Raw genomic sequence first — 26430 nt, forward strand, 5'->3', positions numbered from 1 at the left:
GGCAGCGGATTGGTTGTCCCCTGTCTGCGGGCCGGCTGGTGGCTGGGCGCGCAGTTCCCCGCGCCCCTTGACCACTTGGCCCGGGGCCGGGTGGCGCTGTGAAGGCAGCGGATTGGTTGTCCCCTGTCTGCGGGCCGGCTGGTGGCTGGGCGCGCAGTTCCCCGCGCCCCTTGACCACTTGGCCCGGGGCCGGGTGGCGTGGGTTCAGGCTCTGTGGGCCGGGGCTGAGGCCAGGTGTAGGCGGGTGAAGGCCAGGGCCTCCGACAGGTCGGCCTCTCGTTCGGCGGCGGACATGGCGCGGCGCGTGTTGACCTCGATGACGACGTGTCCGTCGAAGCCGGTCAGGGCCAGCCGCTCCAGCAGTTCCGCGCAGGGCTGGGTGCCGCGGCCCGGCACCAGGTGCTCGTCCTTGGCCGAGCCGCGCCCGTCCGCGAGGTGGACGTGGGCGAGCCGGTCGCCCATGCGGTCGACCATGGCCATCGCGTCCGTACGGGAGGTCGCGGCGTGCGACAGGTCGATGGTGAAGTGCCGGTAGTCGTCCTTCGTCACGTCCCAGTCGGGTGCGTACGCGAGCATTTCGCGGTCCCGGTAGCGCCACGGGTACATGTTCTCAACGGCGAATCTGACGTCCGTCTCGTCATGCATACGCCAGATCCCGTTGACGAAGTCGCGGGAGTACTGACGCTGCCAGCGGAAGGGCGGGTGGACCACCACCGCCGACGCGCCCAGCTTCTCCGCCGCCGCCCTCGCCCGCTGGAGCTTCACCCACGGGTCGGTGGACCAGACCCGCTGGGTGATCAGCAGACACGGCGCGTGGACGGCCAGGATCGGCACCTGGTGATAGTCGGAGAGCCGCCGCAGGGCTTCGATGTCCTGGCTGACGGGGTCGGTCCAGACCATGACCTCGACGCCGTCGTAGCCCAGGCGTGCGGCGATCTCGAAGGCCGTCGCTGTCGACTCCGGATAGACCGACGCCGTGGACAGGGCGACCTTCGCATCCGGGATGCGCACCACTGGTTCTGCCACGCAGACAGCGTACGGGCCCCCGCCGCCGGGAGGGGAGGCGGTCCTGCGAGACCGACGAACGTCACACTCGCCACTGACTCCGGGTCCGGCCCGCCCCCGTGCTCACCCCGCCGGCAGGTGGTCCAGGTGCCGCAGGATCACGCCCTCGCGCAGCGCCCAGGGGCAGACCTCCAGTTCGTCGACCGCGAACAGGTCCATCGCGCCCTCCGCCACCAGCGCGCCCGCGAGCAGCTGCGGCGCCCGGCCCACCGAGACTCCGGGGAGCCTGGCGCGCTGCTCGCTGGTCATGGCGGCGAGCTTGGGCACCCACTCCTCAAGGGACGCGCGGCTCAGGGTGCGCTGCACATAGGCGCCCTCGCTGGAGCGCGCGGCCCCCGCGATCCGCGCGAGCTGCTTGAACGTCTTGGACGTCGCGACGACGTGGTCGGGGCGGCCCGAGCGCGCGAACTCCCCCACCGTTCCGGCGATTTGCGCCCGTACGTGCCGGCGAAGGGCCCGCACGTCGGCGGGGTCGGGCGGGTCGCCGGGCAGCCAGCCGCCGGTCAGTCGCCCCGCGCCGAGCGGCAGCGAGACCGCCGCGTCGGGCTCCTCGTCGATGCCGTACGCCACTTCGAGCGAGCCCCCGCCGATGTCGAGCAGCAGCAGCTTCCCGGCCGACCAGCCGTACCAGCGGCGCGCCGCGAGGAAGGTGAGCCGCGCCTCCTCCTCGCCGGACAGCACGCCCAGATCGACGCCGGTCTCCTCGCGGACGCGGGCGGTGACGAGGTCGGCGTTGCTGGCCTCGCGCACGGCGGAGGTCGCGAAGGGGAGCAGTTCCTGGACGCCCTTGTCCTCGGCGGCGAGCAGGGCCTCGCCGATCGTGGCGACGAGCCGGTCGATGCCCTCGGGTCCGATGGCGCCGCCCTCGTCGAGGAGTTCGGCCAGGCGCAGCTCGGCCTTGTGCGAGTGCGCGGGCAGCGGCGCGGCACCGGCGTGCGCGTCCACCACCAGCAGATGAACCGTGTTCGACCCCACATCGAGGACTCCGAGTCTCATGGACCGAACGCTACTGCGCCTGCGCGGACGCCCTCGGACATACGCTTGAGGGGTGCCAGAGACGAAAAAGGCGAAGCCGGGCAAAGCCAAAGCCCCGAAGAACCCCGCGAAGCTGTCGCGGGGCGAGCAGACGAGGGCCCAGGACGAGCAGGGACTGGACTTCCCGCGCGCCTGGGTCGAGTTCCCCGACCCCGCCGACGACGAGCAGGTCTTCCGCTGCGACCTGACGTGGCTCACCTCACGGTGGACCTGCGTCTTCGGCAGCGGCTGCCAGGGCATCGAGGCGGGCCGGGCCGACGACGGATGCTGCACGCTCGGCGCCCACTTCTCCGACGAGGACGACGAGAAGCGCGTGGCCGGGCATGTGGCGCGGCTCACTCCCGAGCTGTGGCAGTTCCACGACGTCGGCACCGAGACGGGCTGGATCCAGACCGACGAGGACGGCGACCGCCAGACCCGCCGCTGGCAGGGCTCGTGCATCTTCCAGAACCGGCCGGGGTTCGCGGGCGGCATGGGCTGCTCGCTGCACATCCTCGCCCTCAAGGAGGGCAAGGAGCCCCTTGAGACCAAGCCGGACGTCTGCTGGCAGCTGCCGGTGCGCAGGACGTACGACTGGATCGAGCGGCCCGACGACACCAAGGTGCTCCAGGTCTCCATCGGCGAGTACGACCGTCGCGGCTGGGGTCCCGGCGGTCACGACCTGCACTGGTGGTGCACGTCGGCGACGTCGGCCCATGGCGCGGGCGAGCCGGTGTACGTCACGTACCGGCCGGAGCTGACCGAGCTGATGGGCCCTGCGGCGTACGCCGTCCTGGTCGAGCAGTGCGAGGCGCGGCTCGCCTCGCAGCTTCCGCTGGTCGCGCCGCACCCGGCTGATCCCAAGCGGTAACTCCCGTTCGGGACGGGCCCGTTCAGCTGCTGGGGGTGGCTGACGGCGGGGTCTGGGTGGGGGTGGCCGAGGCTGTCGGGGTGGGGCTCTGGCTCGGTGGTGTCGCGGTCGGCGTGGGGGTCGGGCTGCCCGGTGTGCCGGTGGGGTGGGTGGGGGGCGCGCTGGATCCGGGCGGGCCGGGGTGGCCGGTGCTGCCCGGGTCGCCGGGGCCGCCCGGGTCGGGCGAGGACGGTGTCACGACGGGCGTGCCGTCGCCGCTGATGCGGATCGTCGCGCCCGTGGGGGCCACCTCGACCCGCGCCGACCAGGCGTGGTGCGGTTCGCTGCCGCGATCGACGCGGATGTAGACGGTGACGGTTGCGCCCGGGGCCAGCCTGCCCGCGCTCTGGCTGAACACCAGCCAGCCGGCCCGGGCGCGCAGCGACCAGTCGACCGGCGCGCCGCCCGTGGAGGTCAGGGTCAGGACGGTGGTGTCGCCCGCCGAACTCGCCGCGACCGCGAGCCTGGCCGGGCCCTCGGGGGCGGTGGTGGGGCTGATGACCTCGACCGAGACGTCGGGGGTGCGGCTGCCGGCGGTGAAGCGGGTGTCGGGCGCGTTGCGCGCGTTGCCCGCGTTCTCGTAGCGGTCGGCGGGGCGGCCGGTGAGCCCGGCGGGGTTGTCGGCCTCGCTGGCGGTGACCTTCGCGCCGCCCTCCGGTTCGCCGGTCGAGGGGGCGCCCCGGTAGGCGGCCCAGAGCGCGAAGACGGGGGCCGCGACGACGGTCGCTACGACGGTGGTGGTCACCGCCCGTGCCCGCAGCCGGTCGCGCCGGGCGGCCCGGTCCTTGGGGTCCATCGGGAACCCGGCGCGGTCGAAGCGCGGGGCGCCGCCGCGCGCCCGTGGCACGTGCAGCATCGCCGCCTGTGCGGCGGCCCTCGGCGCCTCGGCCAGCGGCAGCGCGGCCGGCGTGACCGTCGAGCCGGGCCAGGGCCCGTCGGCGCCCGCGCGTTCGGCGGCGCGGCGGCAGCGGGGGCAGTCGTCGACGTGGCGCACCAGTTCGCGGCGGAGCGCGGCCGACAGCAACACCTCGTGGTCTCCGGTGAGTTGGGCGACGGCGGGGCAGCCGCCCATCTCGACGACGGCGAGGGCGGCCCGGGTCCGCTCGACCTCGCAGGCGCCCGCCGCGAGCAGTTCGCGCGCGGCCGGGTAGTTCATGCCGAGCACCGAGGCGACCTCGCGGGCGCCGAGCTGGTGGCGGACCGCGAGTTCGAGCGCTTCGCGCTGCTCGGGGGTGGTGCCGGCCGCCTCGGGCCAGGCGAGCAGGGCCAGTTCACCGCGGCGGCGCTCCCGCTCCTGCTCGGGGACCTCCACGGCCGGCGTCTCATCGGCGGTGCGGCCGGTGTGGGCGCCCTGCCGGTTGCGCCTGCGCTCGGCGAGCTTGCGCAGACAGGCCCAGCGGGCGAGCGCGTACAGCCACGCCCGGCGTTCGGCCTCGCCCGCCGGGCAGCGCGCGTACTGGCGCTCGGAGACGGCCAGCAGGTCACCGAGGGCGGCGGTCGCCTCGTCGTGGTCGCACAGGACGGAGAGGCAGTACGTGAACAGACCGTCGAGGTAGGCCTCGTACCGCGCGGGCGGGCGCTGGGCCAACGTACGGGGCGCACGGCGCTGCGCCCGGTGTGCGCCGGTGTTGTGCGCTGGTTGATCCAGTCTGCTGCTCGTCACGCGTGCGACCGTAGGGGCAGCATGAGGGGTTCTTCGTACCGGTTGAGTACTTTTAATCCTTACGGGTGAACGTATCCCTCAAAAGGGGACAGGAATCGGGAATTCCGCAGCATTTGATGGCAGATCCCTCACGCAGGGCGCACACGGGCGCAGGCGGGCGGGGTGACGCTCCCCCGGCCCGTGCGACGGCCCCGTGCGACGGCCCTGGGCGGCCGCCCCGGCGGCGTCGGTGGCGCTGGCGGCGCTGGCGGCTTGGCTGCGTTGGCTGCCTTGTCAGTGGGGCCCTATACGGTGACGCCATGGCTGCCCGTACGAAATCCGCGAAGGACCGGCCGTCCTACCGCTGCACCGAATGCGGCTGGACCACCGCCAAGTGGCTCGGCCGTTGCCCCGAGTGCCAGGCGTGGGGGACGGTCGAGGAGTACGGCGCGCCCGCGGTGCGCACCACGGCGGCCGGCCGGGTCTCCACGGCCGCGCTCCCCATCGGCCAGGTGGACGGCCGCCAGGCGACCGCCCGCAGCACCGGTGTGGACGAGCTCGACCGGGTGCTCGGCGGCGGTCTCGTGCCCGGCGCGGTCGTGCTGCTCGCGGGCGAGCCCGGCGTCGGCAAGTCCACGCTGCTCCTTGACGTGGCGGCCAAGGCGGCGAGCGAGGACCACCGCACGCTCTACATCACGGGCGAGGAGTCGGCGAGCCAGGTCAGGATGCGCGCCGACCGCATCAAGGCCATCGACGACCACCTCTATCTGGCCGCCGAGACCGACCTGTCCGCCGTGCTCGGCCACCTCGACGCGGTCAAGCCCTCCCTGCTCGTGCTCGACTCCGTGCAGACCGTCGCCTCACCCGAGATCGACGGCGCGCCCGGCGGCATGGCGCAGGTCCGCGAGGTCGCGGGCGCGCTGATCCGCGCCTCCAAGGAGCGCGGCATGTCCACGCTCCTGGTCGGCCATGTCACCAAGGACGGCGCGATCGCGGGCCCCCGCCTCCTTGAGCACCTGGTGGACGTGGTGCTGTCCTTCGAGGGCGACCGGCACGCGCGCCTGCGTCTGGTCCGGGGCGTCAAGAACCGCTACGGCGCGACGGACGAGGTCGGCTGCTTCGAGCTGCACGACGAGGGCATCATCGGACTCGCCGACCCCAGCGGTCTGTTCCTGACCCGGCGCGACGTGGCGGTGCCGGGCACCTGTCTGACCGTCACCCTGGAGGGCCGGCGCCCGCTGGTCGCCGAGGTGCAGGCGCTCACGGTCGACTCGCAGATCCCCTCACCGCGCCGCACCACCTCGGGTCTTGAGACCTCCCGCGTCTCGATGATGCTGGCCGTGCTCGAACAGCGCGGCCGCATCACCGCGCTCGGCAAGCGCGACATCTACAGCGCGACGGTGGGCGGGGTGAAGCTCTCCGAGCCCGCCGCCGACCTCGCGATCGCGCTGGCGCTGGCGTCGGCCGCGAGCGACACCCCGCTGCCGAAGAATCTGGTCGCGATCGGCGAGGTGGGCCTCGCGGGCGAGGTCAGAAGGGTCACCGGCGTCCAGCGCAGACTGGCCGAGGCGCACCGGCTCGGCTTCACGCACGCCCTGGTGCCGAGCGACCCGGGCAGGGTCCCCGCCGGTATGAAGGTCACGGAAGTCGCCGACATGGGGGACGCGCTGCGGGTGCTCCCCCGTGGGCGTCGTGCACAGGCCCCACGGGAGGAGTAGCCGCGCCGGTAGACTTTGCCCTGGTCTCGCCCGTCCGTACGAGCAGTACGCCAGCAGTACGCGAGCAGTACGCGCCGTATGAGCAACACCGGAGGAGTGCAGTGGCAGCCAACGACCGGGCATCATCACCCGGAAAGTCCGGCGCGGGCTCCGGTAACGAAGGACTGATGCGCGCCGCGCTCAGTGCCGTCGCGCCCGGCACCGCGCTCCGCGACGGCCTGGAGCGCATCCTGCGCGGCAACACCGGCGGTCTCATCGTGCTCGGCCTCGACAAGACCGTCGACTCGATGTGCACGGGCGGCTTCGTCCTGGACGTCGAGTTCGCGGCGACGCGGCTGCGCGAGCTGTGCAAGCTCGACGGCGCGCTGGTCCTCGACAAGGACATCACCAAGATCCACCGGGCCGGCGTGCAGCTCGTGCCGGACGCGGACATCCCCACCGATGAGACCGGCACCCGGCACCGCACGGCGGACCGGGTCTCCAAGCAGTGCAATTACCCCGTGGTGTCGGTCAGCCAGTCCATGCGGCTGATCGCGCTGTACGTGAACGGGGAGCGCCGGGTCCTGGAGGAGTCGGCGGCGATCCTGTCCCGCGCGAACCAGGCGCTGGCGACCCTGGAGCGGTACAAGCTCCGCCTTGACGAGGTGGCCGGCACGCTCTCCGCGCTGGAGATCGAGGACCTGGTGACGGTCCGGGACGTGACGGCGGTGGCCCAGCGTCTGGAGATGGTGCGGCGCATCGCGACCGAGATCGCGGAGTACGTGGTGGAGCTCGGCACGGACGGGCGGCTGCTCTCGCTCCAGCTGGACGAGCTGATCGCCGGGGTCGAGCCCGAGCGGGAGCTGGTCGTACGGGACTACGTGCCCGAGCCCACGCCCAAGCGGTCGCGGACGGTGGACGAGGCGCTGCGCGAGCTCAACGACCTCACGCACGCGGAACTGCTCGAACTGCCCATAGTGGCACGGGCGTTGGGCTACAGCGGCTCGCCCGAGACGCTGGACTCGGCGGTGTCCCCGCGGGGGTACCGGCTGCTGGCGAAGGTGCCGCGGCTGCCGGGGGCGATCATCGAGCGGCTGGTCGAGCACTTCGGGGGGTTGCAGAAGCTGCTTGCCGCGTCCGTGGACGATCTTCAGACCGTCGACGGGGTCGGGGAGGCGCGGGCCCGGAGCGTCCGGGAAGGCCTGTCCCGCCTGGCCGAGTCCTCCATCCTGGAGCGCTACGTATAGCTCCGCCGGGGTAGCCAATTAACTCCACCCGGGCCAACCCCCAGCCCCGCCAGGGGCGCGGGGAACTGCGCGCCCAGCCACGCACGGCCCGCAGGCGCCCTGGGGCTCCGCCCCAGACCCCGATCGCGCTGAACGCGCTCGTCCTCAATCGCCGGACGGGCTGAGGTTGCCGGTGCGGGCCAGCACAAGCCCCGCCAAGGGGCGCGGGGAACTGCGCGACCAGCCACCCACGGCCCGCAGCCGAGGTCCCTGGGGCTCCGCCCCAGACCCCGTTCGGCCTGAACGGCCTCGTCCTCAATCGCCGGACGGGCTGAGGTTGCCCGTACGGGCCAGCGCCGAACAGTCAGGGGCACCGGGAACTGCGCGACCAGCCCAGCACGACCCGCAGCCGGGGTTCCCGGGGTTCATCCCGGATGGGCTGGGGTTGCCGGTGCGGGCCAGCGCCGAACAGTCAGGGGCGCGGGGAACTGCGCGACCAGCCACCCACGGCCCGCGCGTGAAAGCTGACCCCATTCGCGCCTGAAGGGCCCCGGGGCTAGGGGGTGTCTGGTGGATCAGGGTCGGTCAGGGCGCGGCGTCTGGTGCGGTGCATCGCAAGGCGCCGGAGCGTCTCGATAGCGGAGCTATCGGGGCGATTCGGCAACGCCGCGAGGTGCCGTGCCAGACGCCGCGCCCCCGGCCATGGTCCACCAGACACCCCCTAGTCCTTGGACAGGGCGAAGGAGGCTCGGGCTACGGGGAGGCCGGGGACGTGGGCCTCGACCAGGTACGTGCCGGGCCCCACCACCCCCCCGGAGGGCGTCGCACAGCCCGGCACGGACGTGGACCGGTCCCACTCCACCGTATGCGTGATGGCCGCGGCACCCGGAACCTGGAAGAACGCCCCGGAGTCACCCGCCGCACAGTCCTGCGTGGACCACACCCGGTCGTTGCCGGCGGACGTCACCGTCACCACCGCCTCCTTGGGCCCGAGATCCGCCTTGCACGCCGACGACGCGTTGTTCTTGAGCACGACCTCGATGCGCGGCTTCTCCCCCGGCTCGTAGGACGTCTTGGTGCTGCGCAGGGTCAAGGTCAGCGCCCCCGGCGCACAGGTCGGCACACTCGACCCGGCCGGCACCCGGACCCCCGCACCGCCGCCGCCACCGGAACCGCCCGAACTCCCGCCGCCCGTACCGGAGTCGGACCCCGCCGCGCCGCCCGAACCCGTACCCGCACCGCCGTCGGCGGAGTTGCCGCCACCGGAACCGCCCGAGCCGCCCGAGCCCCCGGAACCGCCCGAACCGCCCGACTGGTCGCGGCCACCCGGCGCGGTGCTGATGGCGGGGCCCGAACCGGAGGGGCCCGGGGTGATCGAATGCGTGGGATCGGGACCCTTGTTGGTGCCGCTCCCCTTGTTCCCGCTGCCGCCCCCGGAGGTGACGGCCCACAGCACAAGGACGGCGAGCAACGCGATCAAGGACAGCGCGACTGCCCTCCGTCGCCAGTAGATGGAGGAGGGAAGCGGCCCGACCGGATTGCGCAGTGATCCCACGCACCGAACCTTACGAGAGATCGGCGCCAACTCCGGCCCCACCCGCCGCCACTGTGGGCAAGTTTTGCGGATCATCATCCCGGAGGAGGGTTTCCGCAACCCGGGGGTGGCGGGCTCGCGCTTCCCGGGCGGCGGCAGCGGCCGTCCGCGCGGCACCTTCCGGCCGCCCACCGGTCATCGAGTGGTCGGCTCGCGGTCGCCCCTCCGTCATCATTCATACTGTCCGTCACCATGGATAGTGAGCTCTACCGCAACATCACCGACTTCGCCCACGACATGCCGTCCTGGGTCCAAAGCTTCGTCGAGGTCTGGACGGAGCTCGGCCTGCTGCTGTTCGGCGTGCTGTTCGTCTGCGCCTGGTGGCGGGCGCGGCGCCGGGACACCACGTCGTTCGCCCTGGCCCTGCTGGCGCCGCTCGCGACGGCGGCCGCCTACCTGTGCAGCGAGGTGATGAAGTCACTGATCGACGAGGAGCGGCCCTGCCGGGCCGTGGCGGGCGCGGCGACCTCACTGATCGCCTGCCCCGCCCACGGCGACTGGTCCTTCCCCTCCAACCACGCCACCATCGCCGGCGCCGCCGCCGTCGCCCTGGCGCTCGCCTGGTCGCGGATCTGGCTGCTCACCGTGCCGATGGCGCTCGCGATGGCGTTCTCACGGGTCTTCGTCGGGGTGCACTACCCGCACGACGTGGCGGCCGGTCTCGTGCTCGGCTCCCTCATCGCGCTGCTCGTCGTGAAGGCGGGCACGCGCCCGGCGCGGTCGCTGGCCGAGTCGATGCGTACGAGTGACATCGCGGCGGCCGCCTGGTTCACGGGCCCCGGCGCACGCCCGCATGCCCGGCAGCACGCACGCCGCTGAGGAACGCCGCGCGCCCCCTTTACCGGCCGGTCGTGCCAGGATCGGATCTGCGATGAACATTCTGCCGACGACGCCCCCCGTGTCCACGAACGAGACGACCGAACCCGCCGTCCTCCACGAATCCGTCATCGGATGGTTCGGCGAGCACGCCCGCGACCTGCCCTGGCGACGCCCCGAAGCGGGCGCCTGGGGCGTGATGGTCAGCGAGTTCATGCTCCAGCAGACCCCCGTCAGCCGGGTCCTGCCGGTGTACGAGCAGTGGCTGGCGCGCTGGCCGCGCCCGGCCGACCTGGCCGCCGAGGCTCCCGGCGAGGCGGTGCGCGCCTGGGGCCGGCTCGGCTACCCGCGCCGCGCGCTGCGCCTGCACGGCGCCGCCCTCGCCATAACGGAACGCCACGGCGGCGACGTACCGGCCGACCACGGCCAGCTCCTCGCGCTGCCCGGCATCGGCGAGTACACGGCGGCCGCGGTCGCCTCCTTCGCGTACGGCCAGCGCCACCCCGTCCTTGACACCAATGTGCGCCGGGTCTTCGCGCGCGCGGTGACCGGCGCGCAGTACCCGCCGACCGCGACCACCGCGGCCGAGCGCCGCCTGGCCCGGGCGCTGCTGCCCGAGGACGACGTCACCGCGGCGCGCTGGGCGGCCGCGTCCATGGAGCTGGGCGCGCTGGTGTGCACGGCCAAGAACGAGACGTGCGGGCGCTGTCCGATCGCCGATCGGTGCGCCTGGCGGCTGGCCGGCAAACCCGCGCACCAGGGCCCTGCGCGGCGCGGCCAGACGTACGCGGGCACCGACCGCCAGGTGCGCGGCCGCCTCCTCGCGGTCCTGCGGGACGCCACCGCCCCTGTGCCGCAGGCGGCGCTGGACGCGGTGTGGCCCGAGCCGGTCCAGCGGGCCCGCGCGCTGGACGGCCTGGTCTCCGACGGTCTCGTGGAGCCCCTTGAGGGCGGCTTCTACCGCTTGCCGCAGTCCTGAACTTCCGCCCGCCGGCCGCCTTCGCCCTCTGACACCGTTGTCCGACACCGTTGTCGACGCCCGCGTCGGAGGGCGTCCGGCCGCCGTTGACAGCGTTGTCTCAATGGTCCCCCAACGTCCGGAAAACTCGCGTTACCCCTGGAAAACGGCGGTAAACCTCCGCTGTTACACAACCGATGGCTCTCCGTGCGTCGGCCGACGGCTGCTCCGCACAGGCCCGTGACAAGTGCTCCGTAGCTTCATTCCCGTAAGCGACCAGCAGGACGAGCGGGACCAGCTCACGGGGACGACGGAGGCGGTTGGGTATGGCGCAGGGCGAGGTGCTTGAGTTCGAGGAGTACGTACGCACCCGGCAGGACGCGCTGCTGCGCAGTGCCCGGCGGCTGGTTCCCGACCCGGTGGACGCGCAGGACCTCCTCCAGACCGCGCTGGCCCGCACCTACGGCCGCTGGGACGGCATCGCGGACAAGACCCTGGCCGACGCCTATCTGCGGCGCGTCATGATCAACACGCGGACCGAGTGGTGGCGGGCCCGCAAGCTCGAAGAGGTCCCGACCGAGCAGCTGCCCGACGCCCGCGTCGAGGACGGTTCCGAGCAGCGCGCCGACCGCGCCCTGCTCATGGACGTCCTGAAGGTCCTCGCTCCCAAGCAGCGCAGCGTCGTCGTGCTGCGACACTGGGAGCAGATGAGCACCGAGGAGACGGCCGCGGCGCTCGGCATGTCGGCCGGTACGGTCAAGAGCACGCTGCACCGGGCCCTGGCCCGGCTCCGCCAGGAGCTGGAGAGCCGCGAGCTCGACTTCCGCGCCCTTGAGCACGGCGGCGCGGGCGAGGTAAAGGGGCGGGAGCGGTGCGCGGCCTGAACAGGCACAGGGGGAGCGCTCTTTCGGCGGGGACCACGGCACTGGCCGGGATCTCCGCCCTCGGGCTGTTCATGAGCGGCTGCTCCACGGGCGGCACCGGCACCCGCGACGAGGGCGAGGCCGCCCAGCCCGACAAGGCCGCCCATGCCACGCCGTCACCGACCGCGTCCTCGCCCGCCCCGTTCAACAAGGTCGACCCGGTGCGGCTCCTGAAGGCCGACCCGAAGGTCAGCGCCCGGGTGAAGGCCCAGCTCAAGCCCTGCACCAAGGACGAGTACCCCATCGACGTGACCTACGGGCACCTGACGGGACCGACCGGGCAGGACGTCATCGTCAACGTCATGAACTGCGCCGACGCGGTGGGCCTCGGCGCCTATGTGTACCGGGCGTCCGGCGCCGCCTACGACAACGTCTTCACCGCCGAGGAGACCCCCGTGTACGCCGAGATCGACCGGGGCGACCTGGTGGTGACCCGGCAGATGTACGCGCCGGGCGACAAGCCGGCGTTCGCGTCGAGCGAGGTCGTCACCACGTATCACTGGTCGGGCGGCGCGAGCGGTAAGTTCGCCCAGCAGAGCCAGGTGGAGAACGACTACAGCAAGGCGGTCGACGGGAACGGGACCAGCGCGCCCGTGCCCGCCTCCCCCTGACCGGGCGGGCGCCGGCCGGTGAGCGGCGCGGCCGGCATACCGCAGACTGGGTAGGGCGCCCGGGCTTGGCCCGGGTGCCGCACGAGACCGCCGGAGATCGGGGAGAGCAGCGCGATGGCCGAGACCCATGTCCTGTTCGTCGAGGACGACGACGTCATCCGTGAGGCCACCCAGCTCGCCCTTGAGCGGGACGGCTTCACCGTGACCGCCATGCCCGACGGGCTCCTCGGCCTTGAGGCCTTCCGCGCCGACCGGCCGGACATCGCGCTGCTCGACGTGATGCTGCCCGGACTTGACGGCGTCAGCCTGTGCCGCCGGATCCGTGACGAGTCGACCGTGCCGGTCATCATGCTCTCCGCGCGCGCCGACTCCATCGACGTGGTGCTCGGCCTGGAGGCCGGCGCGGACGACTACGTCACCAAACCCTTCGACGGCGCGGTCCTGGTCGCCCGGATCCGGGCCGTGCTGCGCCGCTTCGGGCACGCGGGCGGGCCCGGCGCCGCCGCCGAGACCTCGGACACCGAGCCCGACGGCGGGGTGCTCGCGTTCGGCGACATCGAGATCGACACCGAGGGCATGGAGGTCCGCAAGCGCGGCGAGACCGTCGCCCTGACGCCGACCGAGATGCGGCTGCTGCTGGAGTTCTCCTCGGCGCCCGGCACGGTCCTGTCCCGCGACAAGCTCCTTGAGCGGGTGTGGGACTACGGCTGGGGCGGCGACACCCGGGTCGTGGACGTGCACGTACAGCGGCTGCGGACCAAGATCGGGCAGGACCGGATCGAGACCGTCCGTGGCTTCGGCTACAAGTTGAAGGCATGAGGGACAGATGAGGCGCCCCGCCCCGCGCACCGGCGTTCGCGCGCAGTGTCCCCCGGGGGACGACCCCCGGATCCCCGGCCGCCGCCACGCCGAAGCCGAACAGGACCACGTCGTATGAGGCGCCCCGCCCTGCGCACCGGCGTCCGCTGGAAGATCAGCATCGCCATCACCGCGGTCGGCGCGCTCACCGTGATGGCGCTGAGCCTCGTCGTGCACAACGCCGCCCGTGTCTCGATGCTCGACAACGCCCGCGACGTGCAGATGGAACGGCTCAACTTCGCGCAGAACTACTACGAGACCAGCAACAAGCGGGTCCGCTTCGGCACCAAGCTGAACGATCCCGGGCTCCCGCCCGCCCTGAAGACCAAGGCCCTCCAGGGGCGCAAGGTCTCCTCGGTGCAGGAGCGCGGCAGCGGCCCGCCCGACATCTGGGCGGCCGTGCCGGTGGGCAACGGCGACGTCCTGTCGCTGCACTCCACGTTCACCGACCGCAGCTCCAATGTGATGGCCGACCTCGACCGCGCCCTCGTCATCGGTTCGGTCGCGGTCGTCTTCGGCGGCTGCGCGCTCGGCATCCTGATCGGCGGCCAGATCTCCCGCCGCCTGCGCAAGGCGGCCGACGCCGCGGGCAAGGTCGCCGAGGGCAACACCGAGGTGCGGGTGCGGGACGCCATCGGCGGTTTCGTACGCGACGAGACCGACGAACTCGCCCGCGCCGTGGACGCGCTGACCGACGCCCTCCAGGAGCGCATCGAGGCCGAGCGCCGGGTCACCGCGGACATCGCGCACGAGCTGCGCACCCCCGTCACCGGTCTGCTGACCGCCGCCGAGCTGTTGCCGCCGGGGCGCCCCACCGAGCTGGTGCGCAACCGGGCGCAGGCCATGCGCACCCTGGTCGAGGACGTCCTTGAGGTCGCCCGGCTCGACAGCGCTTCCGAGCGGGCGGAGTTGCAGGACATCGCGCTGGGTGAGTTCGTCAGCAGGCGCGTCGCGGCGTTCGATCCCGAGGTGCGGGTCACTGTCGTGCACGAGTCGTGGGTCAGCACCGACCCGCGCCGCCTCGAACGCATCCTGGGCAACCTCCTGGGCAACGCGGCCAAGCACGGCGGGGGTCCGGTCGAGGTCACCGTCGAGGGCAGGGTCGTACGCGTCCGCGATCACGGGCCCGGGTTTCCCGAGGCGCTGCTGCGGGACGGGCCGAGCCGGTTCCGCACCGGGTCGAGCGACCGGTCGGGCAACGGGCACGGCCTGGGTCTGACGATCGCGGCGGGCCAGGCGAAGGTGCTCGGCGCCCGGCTGACCTTCCGCAACGTGGCCCCCGACGGTGCCGCCGGGGGCGCGGGCGGGGCGATCGCGGTGCTCTGGCTCCCCGAACACGCGCCGACCAACACGGGCTCCTTCCCCATCCAGCCCCCGACCAAGGGCGCACGCCGGACGTAGGCGGCGCCCCGGGTGACGGCGGGCGCCGGGCCGATGCGTCGCCGCCGCCTCGACGGATGGGCGGGCAGACACCAACGGCCGCGCCCGGTAACACTGTTGACCATGCATGAGGTCTCTCACCCAGCCCGCCACCCCTCGCCGTCACCCCTCTCCCCGCCCCCGGGGCCGGGCCCCGATGAGGCCGAGCGGCGGGCCACCTGGTTCGAGCTGTTCTGCGACCTGGTCTTCGTCGCGGCCGTCGGCCAGACGACCCACCGCGTCGGCGCCGGCTCCGGGCTCGGACCGGTCGCCGCGGCGGCGGCCCTGTTCGTGCCGCTGTGGTGGACGTGGGTGATGTACGCGGTACGGGCCAACCGGGCGGACCGTGACGTCACCTCGCACCGGCTGCTCACCATGGCCGGACTCGTCGCGGTGTGCGGCCTCGCGGTGTTCGCGGGCGGCGTCGGCACGTCCGACGGCGCGGACACCGGCTTCGCCCTGTCCTACCTCGGCGCGCGGCTCGGCGTCCTTGCCCTGTACGCACTGGAGTCCCGGCGAGATCACCGCCTCGTCCCGCTGCTGCGGGCCTTCGCGGCCGGGTCGGCGCTGTCGGCCCTGTTCTGGGCGGGCGGCGCGCTGCTGGCCCCGGCGGGGGCGCTCCGGTACGGGATCTGGGCCGGCGGGATGGCCCTGGACCTGGCGGTCCCGCTGCTGACGCGCCGGCAGGTGGCGCGCGCGCCGCACCACACCGACCACCTGCGCGAACACTTCGGGCTCTTCACCATCATCGTGCTCGGCGAGTCGGTGCTCGGCTTCACCAACGGGCTCGTCCAGGCCCGCACGTCGGGACCCGCGCTCGCGACCGGAGCTGCGGCGTTCGCGCTGTGCGCCGGTCTGTGGTGGTCCTACTTCACCGCCAGCGGTACGCGCCCGGGCGCGCACGCTCAACTGGCCGAGGATCCACGGCTGTTGAACATATACGTCCTGGGCCACCTGCCCGTACAGCTCGGGCTCGCCGTGGCGGGCGGCGCGGTGGGCACGGTGGTGCTCGGCGCGGGCCACCGGCTCACCACGGGGTCGGCGCTGTGCGTGCTGGGCGGGGTCGCGCTGTTCCTGCTGGCGACGGCGCTGGTGCGGGCCGCGTTCACGGGCGTACGCGACCTCGTGGTGCGGTCACGTCTGGTGACGGCGGTGCTCGTCGCCGCGCTGCTGCCGTTCGCGGGCCACGTCCCGCCCTGGACGGTCCTGGCCGCCCCGGCCCTCCTGCTGGCCCTCGCCGCCACCGCGGAAACCCGGCCGTCCTAGGCGGGCCGGCGCGGGGGAAAAGCCGCGCCCCCGCCCCGCCCGCGGCACGCGGAAGGGGCCGGGGCGCGGCCACGTCACCGCGGGCGCGGCCGGCCGACTCAGAGAGCCGGCTCCGCGAGAGGTGCGTCGCCCGGGCCCTTGTCCGGGGCCGGCGCGGCGCCCCGCAGCGGCACCTCCTTGACGAAGAGCGCCATCACGAACAGCGCCACCGCGACGACCGAACCGACCAGGAACGTGCCGTGCGTGCCGGAGGAGACGGCGTACTGGTACGCCTCGCGGACCGGCGCCGGCAGCTTCAGCAGACTCGCGTGGTCCAGCTGCGCGGAGGCCAGGTTCCCGGCGCCCGAGGACGCCGCCGCACCGAGCCGGTGCTTCATCTCGTCCCCCACCCGGTTGGTGAAGATCGCGCCCATGATCGAGACGCCGAAGGACGAGCCGAGCGTACGGAAGAGGGTCGTGGAGGACGAGGCGACGCCCATGTCCTTCATCTCGACGCTGTTCTGCGCGACCAGCATCGTGATCTGCATCAGGAAGCCCATGCCGGCGCCGAGCACCGCCATGTAGACACCGGACATGAGCCGGGTCGTGGTGGTGTCCATCGTGGAGAGGAGGAACAGGCCGATCACGACGAGCGCGCCGCCCATGATCGGGAAGATCTTGTACTTGCCGCTGCTGGTGGTGACCCGGCCCGCGATCAGCGAGACGGCCATCATCGAGAGCAGCATCGGCAGCAGCAGCAGACCGGAGTTGGTGGCGGAGGCACCCTGCACGGACTGCTGGTACAGCGGCAGGAAGAGCATCGCGCCGAACATCACGAAGCCGGTGAGGAAGCCGATCGAGGACATCAGCGAGAAGTTGCGGTTGCGGAAGATGTGCAGCGGCACGATCGGCTCGGCGGCGTGCTTCTCGACGAAGAGGAAGCCGATGATCGCGGCCACGCCGAGCGCGATGAGCACCATGATGACCGCGGAGTCCCAGGCGTACTGCTGGCCGCCCCAGGTGGTGACCAGGACGATCGAGGTGATGCCGACGGTCAGCAGGAGGGTGCCGAGGTAGTCGATCCGGCCGCGGGAGCGCTTCTTGGGCAGGTGCAGCACGGCGGTGACCATGGCGAGCGCGACCGCGCCCAGCGGGATGTTGATGTAGAAGGTCCAGCGCCAGCCGAGGTGGTCGGTGATGGCGCCGCCGACCAGCGGACCGCCGATCATGGCGAGCGCCATGACGCCGGCCATCATGCCCTGGTACTTGCCGCGCTCGCGGGGCGGTATGAGGTCACCGATGATCGCCATGACGCCGACCATGAGGCCGCCCGCGCCCAGGCCCTGGATCGCGCGGAAGCCGATGAGCTGGGTCATGTCCTGGGACATGCCGCTGAGCGCGGAGCCGGCCAGGAAGATCACTATGGAGGTGAGGAACGCGCCCTTGCGCCCGTACATGTCGCCGAGCTTGCCCCAGATCGGGGTGGAGGCGGCGGTGGCCAGGGTGTAGGCGGTCACCACCCAGGACAGGTGCTCCAGGCCGCCGAGTTCGCCCACGATCGTCGGCATCGCCGTGTTCACGATCATGTTGTCCAGCATCGCGAGCAGCATCGCGATCATGAGCGCGAGCAGTACGACCCGTACGCTGCGCGGCTGTGGTCCTTCGGGCGCCTCCGCCTCCGCCACCCGCTCCTGAGATATCCCCGTCGCCATCGTCCCCAACTCCCTGAAGCCTGCTGTCCACCGCGCGGGGCACTTACTTGCCGCCCGGTTAGTTCCCACTACACTGGGGAAGGTAGACCCTAACTAGCCGGGCGTCAAGCAAGTTAATGGTGGCCCGGCACGGCCACCGGGGGACGGCGGCCGGATGCATTCGGGAGAGCGGCATGGCCAGAGGAAACACCCGCCAGCGGATCCAGGACGTTGCCCTGGAGCTCTTCGGCGAGCAGGGGTACGAGAAGACCTCGCTGCGCGAGATCGCCGAGCGCCTGGATGTGACGAAGGCCGCGCTCTACTACCACTTCAAGACCAAGGAAGACATCATCATCAGCCTCTTCCAGGACCTCACAAGGCCCATGGACGAGTTGATCGAGTGGGGCAGGGAACAGCCGCACACCCTTGAGGTCAAGCAGGAGATCCTTCGGCGCTACAGCAAGGCCCTGTTCGGGGCGGAGCCGCTGTTCCGGTTCATGCAGGAGAACCAGGCGACCATGCGCGAGCTGAGCATCGGCGAGACGTTCAAGGAGCGGATGCACGCGATGGTTGACCTGCTCAAGGACGAGGACGCCTCGATGTCCGACCGCATCCGCTGCTTCACGGCGCTGGTCTCGATGCACGCCGGGATGTTCGTCCTCAAGGACGTGGAGGGCGACCCCGAGGAGAAGCGCGCCAGCATCCTTGAAGTCGCCAACGACCTGGTCGTGCAGGCCCACCACGATTCCGGCGGCGGCCGCCCGTAGCGCCGCGTCAGACGGTGACGCCGACCCCGCGCAGGAACGCGACCGGGTTGACGGCCGAGCCGTAATGCGGCGTCCTGCGGATCTCGAAGTGCAGGTGGGGGCCGCTGGAGTTGCCGGTGCTGCCGGACAGCGCGATCCGCTCGCCGGTGCCCACGCGCTGGCCGACGCGCACACCGATCCGGGACAGATGGGCGTACTGCGAGTACGTGTTGTCGGCGTGCCGGATCACGATGGCGTTGCCGTACGCGGGGCCGTCACCGGCGCCGACCGGGCCCGCCTTGACGACGGTCCCGGTGTGCGCGGCCACGACGGGGGTGCCGGTGGGCACCGCGAAGTCCTGCCCGGAGTGCTTGTGCGACCACATCGAGCCGCCGAGCCCGAAGGCGGCGCTCAGCGTGTACTGCCGCACCGGGTGCACCCAGGAGGCGGCCTTGGCCGCGGCCGCCCGCTGCGCCGTGGCGGCGGCCCTCGCCTGCGCCTCGGCCTGGCCCGCGACCGCGTTGGCGGGCGCGGCAGCCTTGGCCTGGCCGGCGTTGGCGACGCCACCGCCGAGCAGCGAGACGGCGCCCACCCCGGTCGCGACGGCGGTGACGAGCGCGGCACGCAGCGGGGACACGGACGGACGGGCGGCAAGGGACGCGGTGCGCCGAAGCATGCGGGATCTCTTCCGGTACGGGGACGGGGGCGCCGCAAGGACGCGGCGTGAGCGGGGTCCTGACGGCCTGCGCGGACCCGGCGCACGGAACGGCACACGAGTCGGCCCCACCTTGGTAACCCGAACCCCCATCTCCGCTCAAAACACCCATCTACTACCGAAAGCCGTATCGATCAGGCCGGGAATACCCCCCGCCCCCGCCGAACACCCCCTATCCCCGCTAGTAGGCCGCCCGGGCCCTGTGCGCCTTGTCACCGCCCCCGGGCCACCCGGCCCACGCCGTTCGGGACCAACGGCCCGCCCGTTCTGGCTAGGCTGACGCACCGTGGATCCCGCGCAGATAGGCCTCAAACTCGCGGTGGGCGTCGTCGGCCCCCTGGTGAAGAAGCTCTTCGTGTCCGAGGGCCCGGGCGCGGGCCTGACCGACCACCCCGTACGCCTCTCCTCCCGTATCTCCTTCCGGGGCGAGAAGCGCACCCTGAGCGAGTCCGACCTGCGGAAACTCGCGGCAGCCCTGGTGCGCGAGGGCTTACGGAGCGGCGAGCGGGCCGTGCCGCCCGACGAGGAGCAGGCCGTCATCGACGCGCTCAGCGCCACGCTGTACGCCCTCGGCGAGCTGGACCTCACCGACGTGGACGCCGTCGCGCTCGGCCACGAAGGACTCGCCCGCGCGCTGCGCCGCGCGAGCCGGGCACCCGAGCGCCACCTGTCCGCCGACGCCACGTACTTCTACGAGCGCCTGCTGGCCGCCACCTGCCTGCACATCCTGCACTTCTTCACCCAACGCGCCACCTTCGTCCCGGCCGCCCTCGTCCACCAGAGCCGCGACCACGCCCAACTCGGCGCCAAAATGGACGAGTTGATCGCGCGCAGCCCGCGCCCCGACGGACACGACGCCGCTTTCGAGCGCCGCTATCTCGCCCAGATCGCCCGCAAGCACGGCACATTGACGATCTACGGCATCGACCTCACCAACTCCCCCGGCAGCTGGCCCCTCGACGCGGCCTATCTGAGCCTGGAGGCGACCGCCGCAGGCCCCCGGGCCGAGCTCACCGAGCAGCTGCGCGCCTCCGCCGCCCGCTACGAGCAGCATCCGGGCCTGCTCGCGGCCCGCATCGACCGCTTCCCCGAGGGGACACCCGGGCCGGCCTCGCCCTGCCTGCCGATCCCCGCCGACCAGGCCCTGGCCGGCCGCGAGCGGGTCCTGCTGCGCGGCGAGGCGGGCTCCGGCAAGACCACCCTGGTGCAGTGGCTCGCCGTCAGCGCGGCCCGCATGGGCGCCGAGGACCACGGCGACCGGATGACGTATCTGCGCGACCGCATCCCCTTCGTGCTGCCCCTGCGCACCCTGACCCGGCACGGCGAGCGCCTGCCCGCGCCGAAGGAGTTCCTCGCGGCGGTCGGCTCCCCGCTCGCGGGTGAGCAGCCGCCGGGCTGGGAGTCCCGCGTCCTTGCGGCGGGGCGCGCCCTGGTCCTGGTGGACGGCATCGACGAGATCCCCGACGCCGAGCGCTCCCGCACCCGCTCCTGGCTCGGCGACCTCATCGCCGCCTTCCCCGGCAACCGCTGGCTCGTCACCTCGCGCCCCTCGGCCGTGCGCGAGGACTGGCTGGGCGACGAGGACTTCGCGGAGCTGACCCTGTCCACCATGAGCCCGTCGGACGTGGCCGCCTTCATCCGCCGCTGGCACGGGGCCGCCCGCTCCCGCGCCGAGGACGAGACGAGCCTCGCCGCGTACGAGGCCCAGCTCCTCGACTCCGTACGCGCCAAACCCGACCTCGGCCGGCTCGCCACCAACCCGCTGATGTGCGGCCTGATCTGCGCCCTGCACCGCGACCGCCGAGGCTTCCTGCCGTACGGCCGCAAGGATCTGTACGACGCCGCCCTCACCATGCTCCTGACCCGCCGCGACCGCGAGCGCAGCATGAGCGGCCTGCCCGAGCTGCGCGAGGAGCCCCAGCTCCAGCTGCTCCAGCGCATCGCCTACTGGCTGATCCGCAACGGCCGTACGGAGATGGACCGTTCGCGCGCCGAGCAGATCATCGACGACCTGCTGCCCGCCGTCCCGGAGATCGCCCGCATCGGTGACGCGGCAGCCGTCTACACCCACTTCCTGCACCGCAGCGGACTGCTCCGCGAGCCCGGCCCCGGCGCCGTCGAATTCGTGCACCGCACCTTCCAGGACTTCCTCGGCGCGCGGGCCGCCGTAGAGGAGGGGGCGTGGGGCGAGCTGGTGCGGCACGCCGCCGACGACCAGTGGGAGGACGTCATCCGGATGGCCGTCGCGCACGCCCGGCCGCGTGAACGGCGGGAGATCTTCGGCGAGTTGCTGTCCTTCGGTGACGACCACGCCTCGGCGGCCGTCCGCATGCGGGTGCACATGCTGGCCGCGACATGCCTTGAGCACGCGGCGGAGCTCGACCCCGCGCTGCGGTCGCGGGTCGAGCGGCGCACGGCCGGCTTCATCCCCCCGGCGAGCCCCGCCGCCGCCCGCGTCCTGGCCAAGGCGGGCCCGCTGATCCTGGACCTGCTGCCGGGCCCGGAGGGGCTGGACCCCGCGAGCGCCACATATGTGGTGATCGCCGCGTCGCACACCGGGTCCGAGCGCGCGATCCCGTTCATGGCGCGGTTCGCCCGGTGCCAGGACCGCGGCGTGCGCGCCCAACTCTCGTGGTCCTGGGGCCAGTTCGACACCCAGCAGTACGCGGACGAGGTCATCGCCCGCCTCGACCCCGCCGGCCTGTACTTCTGTGTGACCTCCGAGGAGCAGCTGGCGGCCCTGCGCGAGCTGGGCACCCGGCCGCTCCTCGATGCCCGCAACGGCCTGTCGCCGGACGCGCTGCGCGCCTACACGGAGCGGGCGCGGCTGACCGGGCTGCGCCTCCAGGAGAACCCGGAGCTGCGGAGCCTGGCGTTCCTGGCCGATCAGGACGCGCTCACCGATCTGACACTGAGCGGCTGCGGACGCCTCAGGGACCTCACCCAGCTGACCCGGCTGCCGCTGCGGACCCTGGCCCTGGAGGCGGGAGCGGATCTCGACCCGTTCGCCCTCGCGGGCCTCGACCAGCTCGAAAGCCTGGCCCTGGACGAGCACGGCTGGGGGTGGCGGCTCTCCGACCTGCCGAGGGGAGCGCCGTTGCGGACGCTGAACCTGCGGAAGGCCGGGCGGCCCGCCGACGGTCTGCGCGGCCTGACGCGTTTCGCCTCGCTCACCACCCTGCGCCTGGGGCCGCGCAACAGCCCGCGCGACGCGTCCGACTGGACCGTGCTGGCGTGGCTGCCCGACCTGCGCACCCTGGCCGTGACCGGGCAGTCCACGGACACAGCGCCGCCATCGGCCCGGCTCGACCGGATCCGGACCCTCCTCCTGGAAGCGCCCTCCCAGACGGCCCTCGACCGGATTCCCACGCTCTTCCCCCACGTCCAGGACCTGCTCGTCTCCGGCGGCCGCCGGGTCGCGGCCGCACTGGACGTGAGCGCGCTCGCCGCCTGCCCGGACCTGAGGACGGTGGACCTCCCGCCGGTCGCGCTGTCCGGGACGGAAGCGCTCGCCCCGGGCATCCGCCTGACCGGCAGGGGACGTCCCCTCCGCCACGATCGGTGACACCCAGGCCCCCTTGCCCGCGCGACACCATCCGTTCCCACCCCTGTTCCAACTCCCTTGCCCAGCAGCAGAATTGAGGCCTAGGCGAGGGGGCGCACCATGACCGAAGAGGAAGCCGCGTTCGAAGGGTTCGACGGGATCGAGCTGGCCGACGCCATCGAGTCCGTACGGGATCAGCTCACCGACGCCGCCGCGCGGGCGAGCGGGCGGGCGCTGGTCTTCGAACTCGGCGACATCCACATGGAGTTCACGCTCGAACTCCGCAAGGAGATCAAGGGCGGCGCCAAGGTGCGGGCCTGGGTGGTGGACGCCGGGGCGGACGCCGGGCGGACCAGCGCGCGCACCCACAAGGTGTCCTTCACGCTCACACCGCACGCCGCCGGCGACGGCTCGGCGTGGCGGGTCGGCAACGACCGGCCCGGCCGGTTCGAGGCCGGCCCGCGATGAGCCCAGGACCGCCCACGACCGCCGACCGGGTCGTGGCCGTCCTGTCCGAGGACCGCCAGGGCAGCGGCGTCATCGTCTCGCCCTGGCTGGTGCTGACCTGCGCGCACAACCTGGCCGGCGCCGCGCCCGTCCGGCTCGCCCACCCCGCCATCGGAGAGGTGAGCGCCCAAGCCCTGTGGCGGGACGAGGAGTTGGACGCCGCGCTGCTCTACAGCGACGAGGAGCTGCTGCCGGGAACGCTGCGGCTCGGCGCCGTCGACACCGCGCAGTCACTGCCGGGCTGCGAGATCATCGGCTTCCCCGACATCCAGCGCTACGGCGCCGACCACCACCTCGACTACGACCAGTTCGTCGGCGCCGTCCTGCCGGTCGCGGGGTGCCGGCGCGGCGACCTGGTCTGCGAACTGCACCGGCCACCGGCCGCCGAGCGCGCCGACGGACGCTCGCCGCTCGCGGGCCTCTCGGGTGCGCCGCTGTTCGCGGGGGCCACCCTGCTCGGCCTGGTCAAGGAGATCCCGCGCGGCCGGGCGCACCGCCGCGTGGTGTGCGTGCCGCTGCGCGCCGTCTTCGAGGCGGAGGGCCTGCGCGCCGCGTTCGCCACCCTGGCCGCCGTGCCGGTCCTGGAGCCGGTCACCGGCGTACCCCTGGAGGACCAGCTCTACGAGCGGGAGTACGCGGAGGCCATCGGCGCCTCGTACCGCAAGACGAAGATCTTCGGCCTGGACGAGCTGAACAAGCGGGACTCCGAGTGGGACCTGGACACCGCCTACCTCAGTCTGGAGGCGAGACCCAAGGCCAGTGAGCCGCCCCAGGCAGGCCGGGCCCTGATGGACAGCGCGCCCCAGCGCATCGACGCGCTGCTCGCCTCGCGCCCGCGCGTCCTCATCCGCGGCGAGGCGGGCGCGGGCAAGACCACCCTGGTGTGGTGGCTCGCGGCCCACGCGGCGGCGGGCCGGCTCGGCCCCGGGCTCGCCGACCTCAACGCGCTCGTCCCGTTCGTGGTGCCGCTGCGCAGCCTGCGCGCCCAGGGGGCCACCTTCCCGCTGCCCTCCCAACTCCCCAGCGCCGCACGCCTGGTGGTGGACGCGGCGCCCGAGGGCTGGGCCGGGCGCGTACTGCGGACCGGGCAGGCGCTGCTCCTGGTGGACGGCCTGGACGAGGTGCCGCAGGAGGACCGCGAGGAGGCCCACCGCTGGCTCGCCGCGCTCCTTGACCGCTATCCGCGCACCCGCTGCGTGGTGACGGTACGCCCCATGGCGGTCGAGCCCGACTGGCTGAAGTACGCCGGCTTCGAGGAGCTGCGGCTGCTCCCGATGAACGACGAGGACATCACCGCGTTCATCGCCGCCTGGCACCGCGCGGCCCGCCTCGACAGCGGCCCGCACGAGGACCTGGACGAGCTGGAACGCGAACTGTCCGAGCAGTTCAGGCAGAACAGCACCCTGCGCGGTCTGGCCCGCACCCCGCTGCTGTGCGCCGTCATCTGCGCCCTGCACCGGCTGCGCCAGGGCTTCCTGCCCGACACCCGCTGGAAACTGTACGAGGCGGCCCTGCGGATGCTGCTCGGCAACCGGGACCAGCAGCGCAAGGTGGAGGCACCCGAAGGCCTGGAGATCAGCGCGGAGGAATGCACCGAACTGCTCCAGCGGATCGCGGTGTGGCTGGTGCGCGAGGGCCAGTCGGAGTTCACCCGCGACCAGGCGCTGCGCCAGCTGGAGCGGGCGCTGTCCGGCATGGAGAACGTACGCGCCCAGGGCGCCCCCGAAGACGTGCTGCGGCATCTGCTCAACCGCAGCGGACTGCTCCAGGAACGCGCCGACAACGTCTTCCAGTTCACCCACCGCACCTTCCAGGACTTCCTCGCCGCCAAGGAGTTCGTCGAGGACGGCCACCTCGGCGAGCTCCTGCGGCACGCGGCGGAGGAACAGCAGTGGCAGGACGTGATCCTGCTCGCCGCCGGGCACTGCGGCCGCCGCGACCGGGCCGTCCTGGTCAACGGGCTCCTGGACGCGGGGGCCCACAGGCGCGGCCACCAGGACCGGGCGAAGATCCAGGTGCTCGCGGCCCGCTGCGCCCAGCACGCCGCCTACCTCGACGAGACCACCGCGCGCCGCGTCGGCGAGCACATCGAGGCGCTGCTCCCGCCGCGCGACCTGGAGACCGTCACCCTGCTCGCGCGCCTCGGTCCCTCCGTCCTGACCCACCTGCCGGCGCCGGACCGGGCGGCCCCCGAGGCGCTGGCCCATGTGGTGGGGCTCATCAACCGGGTCGGCGGCGCGGAGGGCGTCGAGCACGCCCGGGCCTGGGCGGCCGCGCACCCGGGCGCGGCCGACCTGTTCGCCGCCGAGTGGTCGCGCTACCCCGCCGAGCGGTACGCCCGTGACGTCCTGGCCACCCTCGACCTGAACGCGGCCCGGCTGCATCTGGAGACCCGCCGGCAACTGGCCCAGCTCCCGCACGTCCCCGGCGCCCACCGGCTGTGGATCACCCTGCCGCCCGACCTCACGGCGGCGGAACTGGGCGGCGCCCTGCGCGGGCGCACCGTGACGGCGCTGCGCCTGAACGGCACCGAGCGCCTGGACGGCCTCTGCTTCCTGCGCGACAGCGCGGACTGCCTCGCGGACCTGGAAGTACTGCGCGGCTCGGGCCTGCGCGACCTGTCCCAGCTCGCCCGGCTGCCGAGACTGTCCTCGCTCGGACTGCTCGACATGGCGGCCCAGGAGGTCGACCTCTCCCCGCTCGGCGCCGCGCCCGCCCTGCGCACCCTGCTGTTCGGCAGCAGCACCGATCTGTACCTGTCCCAGCTGCCCGTCCTGCCCGGCGTCACCACCTTGCACCTGGAGGCCGACCAGGTCGCCGGGTTCGACGCGCTGAGCCGCTGGCCCGCCCTGACCCACCTGGAACTCGCCCCGTCCTCGTCGGCCACCACCCGGCGGCTGCTCACGTATGTGCGCGGGCGCCCCGGCATCACCAGGCTCGGGGTGGCACTGAGCTCGGTGGCCGCCCTGGCCGGCGTCGCGCCGCTGCCCGGCGTACGCCATCTCGACCTGTGGCTCGCCAACTCCGACGGCGACCTCGGCGCGGTCCTCACGGTGTTCCCCGCGCTGACGACGGTCGACCTCGCGGTCGGCACCGTACAGGCCGGCTCCTGGAACCCGGCCGCCCTGCTGCGCCGCCCGGGCCTGACGATCACCGTCAACGGCGGCCCACTCGCCCCGTAGACGCGGAGGGCCCACGGAAAAAGGGGCCGGCCCGGCTCGTACGGTGTGTACGGGCCGGGCCGGCCCC

General features: G+C 73.0%; 20 protein-coding genes. 14 read left to right on the forward strand and 6 right to left on the reverse strand.

Annotated features, from left to right (window positions below):
• Positions 1–204: 204 nt before the first annotated feature.
• Both ACFYM2_RS22745 and ACFYM2_RS22750 read right to left on the reverse strand, forming a co-directional pair.
• Positions 205–1026, reverse strand: coding sequence for a sugar phosphate isomerase/epimerase (locus ACFYM2_RS22745; RefSeq protein WP_359001701.1), 822 nt, complete (start codon positions 1024–1026; stop codon positions 205–207).
• Between the two features lie 102 nt (positions 1027–1128).
• A complete protein-coding gene (locus ACFYM2_RS22750) occupies positions 1129–2061 on the reverse strand; it encodes a Ppx/GppA phosphatase family protein (RefSeq protein ID WP_350231955.1) in 933 nt (310 codons plus the stop codon).
• A gap of 52 nt (positions 2062–2113) precedes the next feature.
• On the opposite strand from ACFYM2_RS22750, the gene ACFYM2_RS22755 reads away from it, so the two are divergent.
• The gene (locus tag ACFYM2_RS22755; RefSeq protein ID WP_388461237.1) at positions 2114–2950 is read left to right on the forward strand and encodes a hypothetical protein; all 837 of its coding nucleotides are present in this window, start codon (positions 2114–2116) and stop codon (positions 2948–2950) included.
• A 22-nt stretch (positions 2951–2972) separates the two neighbouring features.
• Here ACFYM2_RS22755 and ACFYM2_RS22760 read toward each other — a convergent pair whose 3' ends face one another.
• Positions 2973–4652, reverse strand: a complete 1680-nt coding sequence (locus ACFYM2_RS22760; protein WP_388838631.1) for a hypothetical protein — start codon at positions 4650–4652, stop codon at positions 2973–2975.
• 299 nt (positions 4653–4951) lie between these two features.
• Between ACFYM2_RS22760 and radA the strand changes: the two genes are divergently transcribed.
• Together radA and disA are read left to right on the forward strand one after the other, a co-directional pair.
• Positions 4952–6349 carry a DNA repair protein RadA gene (gene radA / locus ACFYM2_RS22765; RefSeq protein ID WP_350231953.1) on the forward strand — a complete coding sequence of 466 codons (1398 nt, stop codon included), beginning with the start codon at positions 4952–4954 and terminating at the stop codon, positions 6347–6349.
• Positions 6350–6450: 101 nt separating this feature from the next.
• Positions 6451–7575: a DNA integrity scanning diadenylate cyclase DisA gene (disA, locus tag ACFYM2_RS22770; protein WP_350231952.1), complete on the forward strand. Its 1125-nt coding sequence runs from the start codon at positions 6451–6453 to the stop codon at positions 7573–7575.
• A 700-nt stretch (positions 7576–8275) separates the two neighbouring features.
• On the opposite strand, the gene ACFYM2_RS22775 is transcribed toward disA, so the two are convergent.
• Positions 8276–9109, reverse strand: coding sequence for a hypothetical protein (locus ACFYM2_RS22775; protein WP_359001689.1), 834 nt, complete (start codon positions 9107–9109; stop codon positions 8276–8278).
• 231 nt (positions 9110–9340) lie between these two features.
• Between ACFYM2_RS22775 and ACFYM2_RS22780 the strand changes: the two genes are divergently transcribed.
• The 7 genes from ACFYM2_RS22780 (at position 9341) to ACFYM2_RS22810 (ending at position 15999) form a co-directional block, all read left to right on the forward strand.
• A complete protein-coding gene (locus ACFYM2_RS22780) occupies positions 9341–9967 on the forward strand; it encodes a phosphatase PAP2 family protein (protein ID WP_359001686.1) in 627 nt (208 codons plus the stop codon).
• Positions 9968–10019: 52 nt separating this feature from the next.
• Positions 10020–10943 carry an A/G-specific adenine glycosylase gene (locus ACFYM2_RS22785; protein ID WP_388838635.1) on the forward strand — a complete coding sequence of 308 codons (924 nt, stop codon included), beginning with the start codon at positions 10020–10022 and terminating at the stop codon, positions 10941–10943.
• A 305-nt stretch (positions 10944–11248) separates the two neighbouring features.
• Positions 11249–11806: a SigE family RNA polymerase sigma factor gene (locus ACFYM2_RS22790; protein WP_350231948.1), complete on the forward strand. Its 558-nt coding sequence runs from the start codon at positions 11249–11251 to the stop codon at positions 11804–11806.
• Positions 11794–12456, forward strand: a complete 663-nt coding sequence (locus tag ACFYM2_RS22795) for a hypothetical protein (RefSeq protein ID WP_359001680.1) — start codon at positions 11794–11796, stop codon at positions 12454–12456. Before ACFYM2_RS22790 ends, ACFYM2_RS22795 begins: the two co-directional genes overlap by 13 nt.
• A gap of 114 nt (positions 12457–12570) precedes the next feature.
• Positions 12571–13275: a two-component system response regulator CseB gene (gene cseB / locus ACFYM2_RS22800; protein ID WP_359001677.1), complete on the forward strand. Its 705-nt coding sequence runs from the start codon at positions 12571–12573 to the stop codon at positions 13273–13275.
• Between the two features lie 114 nt (positions 13276–13389).
• A complete protein-coding gene (cseC, locus tag ACFYM2_RS22805; protein ID WP_359001674.1) occupies positions 13390–14715 on the forward strand; it encodes a two-component system sensor histidine kinase CseC in 1326 nt (441 codons plus the stop codon).
• A gap of 102 nt (positions 14716–14817) precedes the next feature.
• The gene (locus ACFYM2_RS22810; RefSeq protein WP_388838638.1) at positions 14818–15999 is read left to right on the forward strand and encodes a low temperature requirement protein A; all 1182 of its coding nucleotides are present in this window, start codon (positions 14818–14820) and stop codon (positions 15997–15999) included.
• A gap of 98 nt (positions 16000–16097) precedes the next feature.
• Here ACFYM2_RS22810 and ACFYM2_RS22815 read toward each other — a convergent pair whose 3' ends face one another.
• Complete coding sequence (locus ACFYM2_RS22815; RefSeq protein ID WP_388838640.1) at positions 16098–17690, reverse strand: MDR family MFS transporter; 1593 nt, start codon at positions 17688–17690, stop codon at positions 16098–16100.
• Between the two features lie 173 nt (positions 17691–17863).
• Between ACFYM2_RS22815 and ACFYM2_RS22820 the strand changes: the two genes are divergently transcribed.
• Positions 17864–18436: a helix-turn-helix domain-containing protein gene (locus ACFYM2_RS22820; RefSeq protein ID WP_359001665.1), complete on the forward strand. Its 573-nt coding sequence runs from the start codon at positions 17864–17866 to the stop codon at positions 18434–18436.
• A gap of 7 nt (positions 18437–18443) precedes the next feature.
• Here ACFYM2_RS22820 and ACFYM2_RS22825 read toward each other — a convergent pair whose 3' ends face one another.
• Positions 18444–19091 carry a M23 family metallopeptidase gene (locus ACFYM2_RS22825; RefSeq protein WP_388838643.1) on the reverse strand — a complete coding sequence of 216 codons (648 nt, stop codon included), beginning with the start codon at positions 19089–19091 and terminating at the stop codon, positions 18444–18446.
• A gap of 325 nt (positions 19092–19416) precedes the next feature.
• Between ACFYM2_RS22825 and ACFYM2_RS22830 the strand changes: the two genes are divergently transcribed.
• The 3 genes from ACFYM2_RS22830 (at position 19417) to ACFYM2_RS22840 (ending at position 26363) form a co-directional block, all read left to right on the forward strand.
• Positions 19417–22695, forward strand: a complete 3279-nt coding sequence (locus tag ACFYM2_RS22830) for an NACHT domain-containing protein (protein ID WP_388838646.1) — start codon at positions 19417–19419, stop codon at positions 22693–22695.
• Between the two features lie 99 nt (positions 22696–22794).
• The gene (locus ACFYM2_RS22835; RefSeq protein WP_388838649.1) at positions 22795–23142 is read left to right on the forward strand and encodes a trypco2 family protein; all 348 of its coding nucleotides are present in this window, start codon (positions 22795–22797) and stop codon (positions 23140–23142) included.
• Positions 23139–26363, forward strand: coding sequence for an NACHT domain-containing protein (locus ACFYM2_RS22840; RefSeq protein ID WP_388838652.1), 3225 nt, complete (start codon positions 23139–23141; stop codon positions 26361–26363). Before ACFYM2_RS22835 ends, ACFYM2_RS22840 begins: the two co-directional genes overlap by 4 nt.
• The last annotated feature ends 67 nt before the right edge of the window (positions 26364–26430 follow it).

The sequence above is a fragment of the Streptomyces sp. NPDC006711 genome, from assembly GCF_042869775.1.
Taxonomy (GTDB): domain Bacteria; phylum Actinomycetota; class Actinomycetes; order Streptomycetales; family Streptomycetaceae; genus Streptomyces.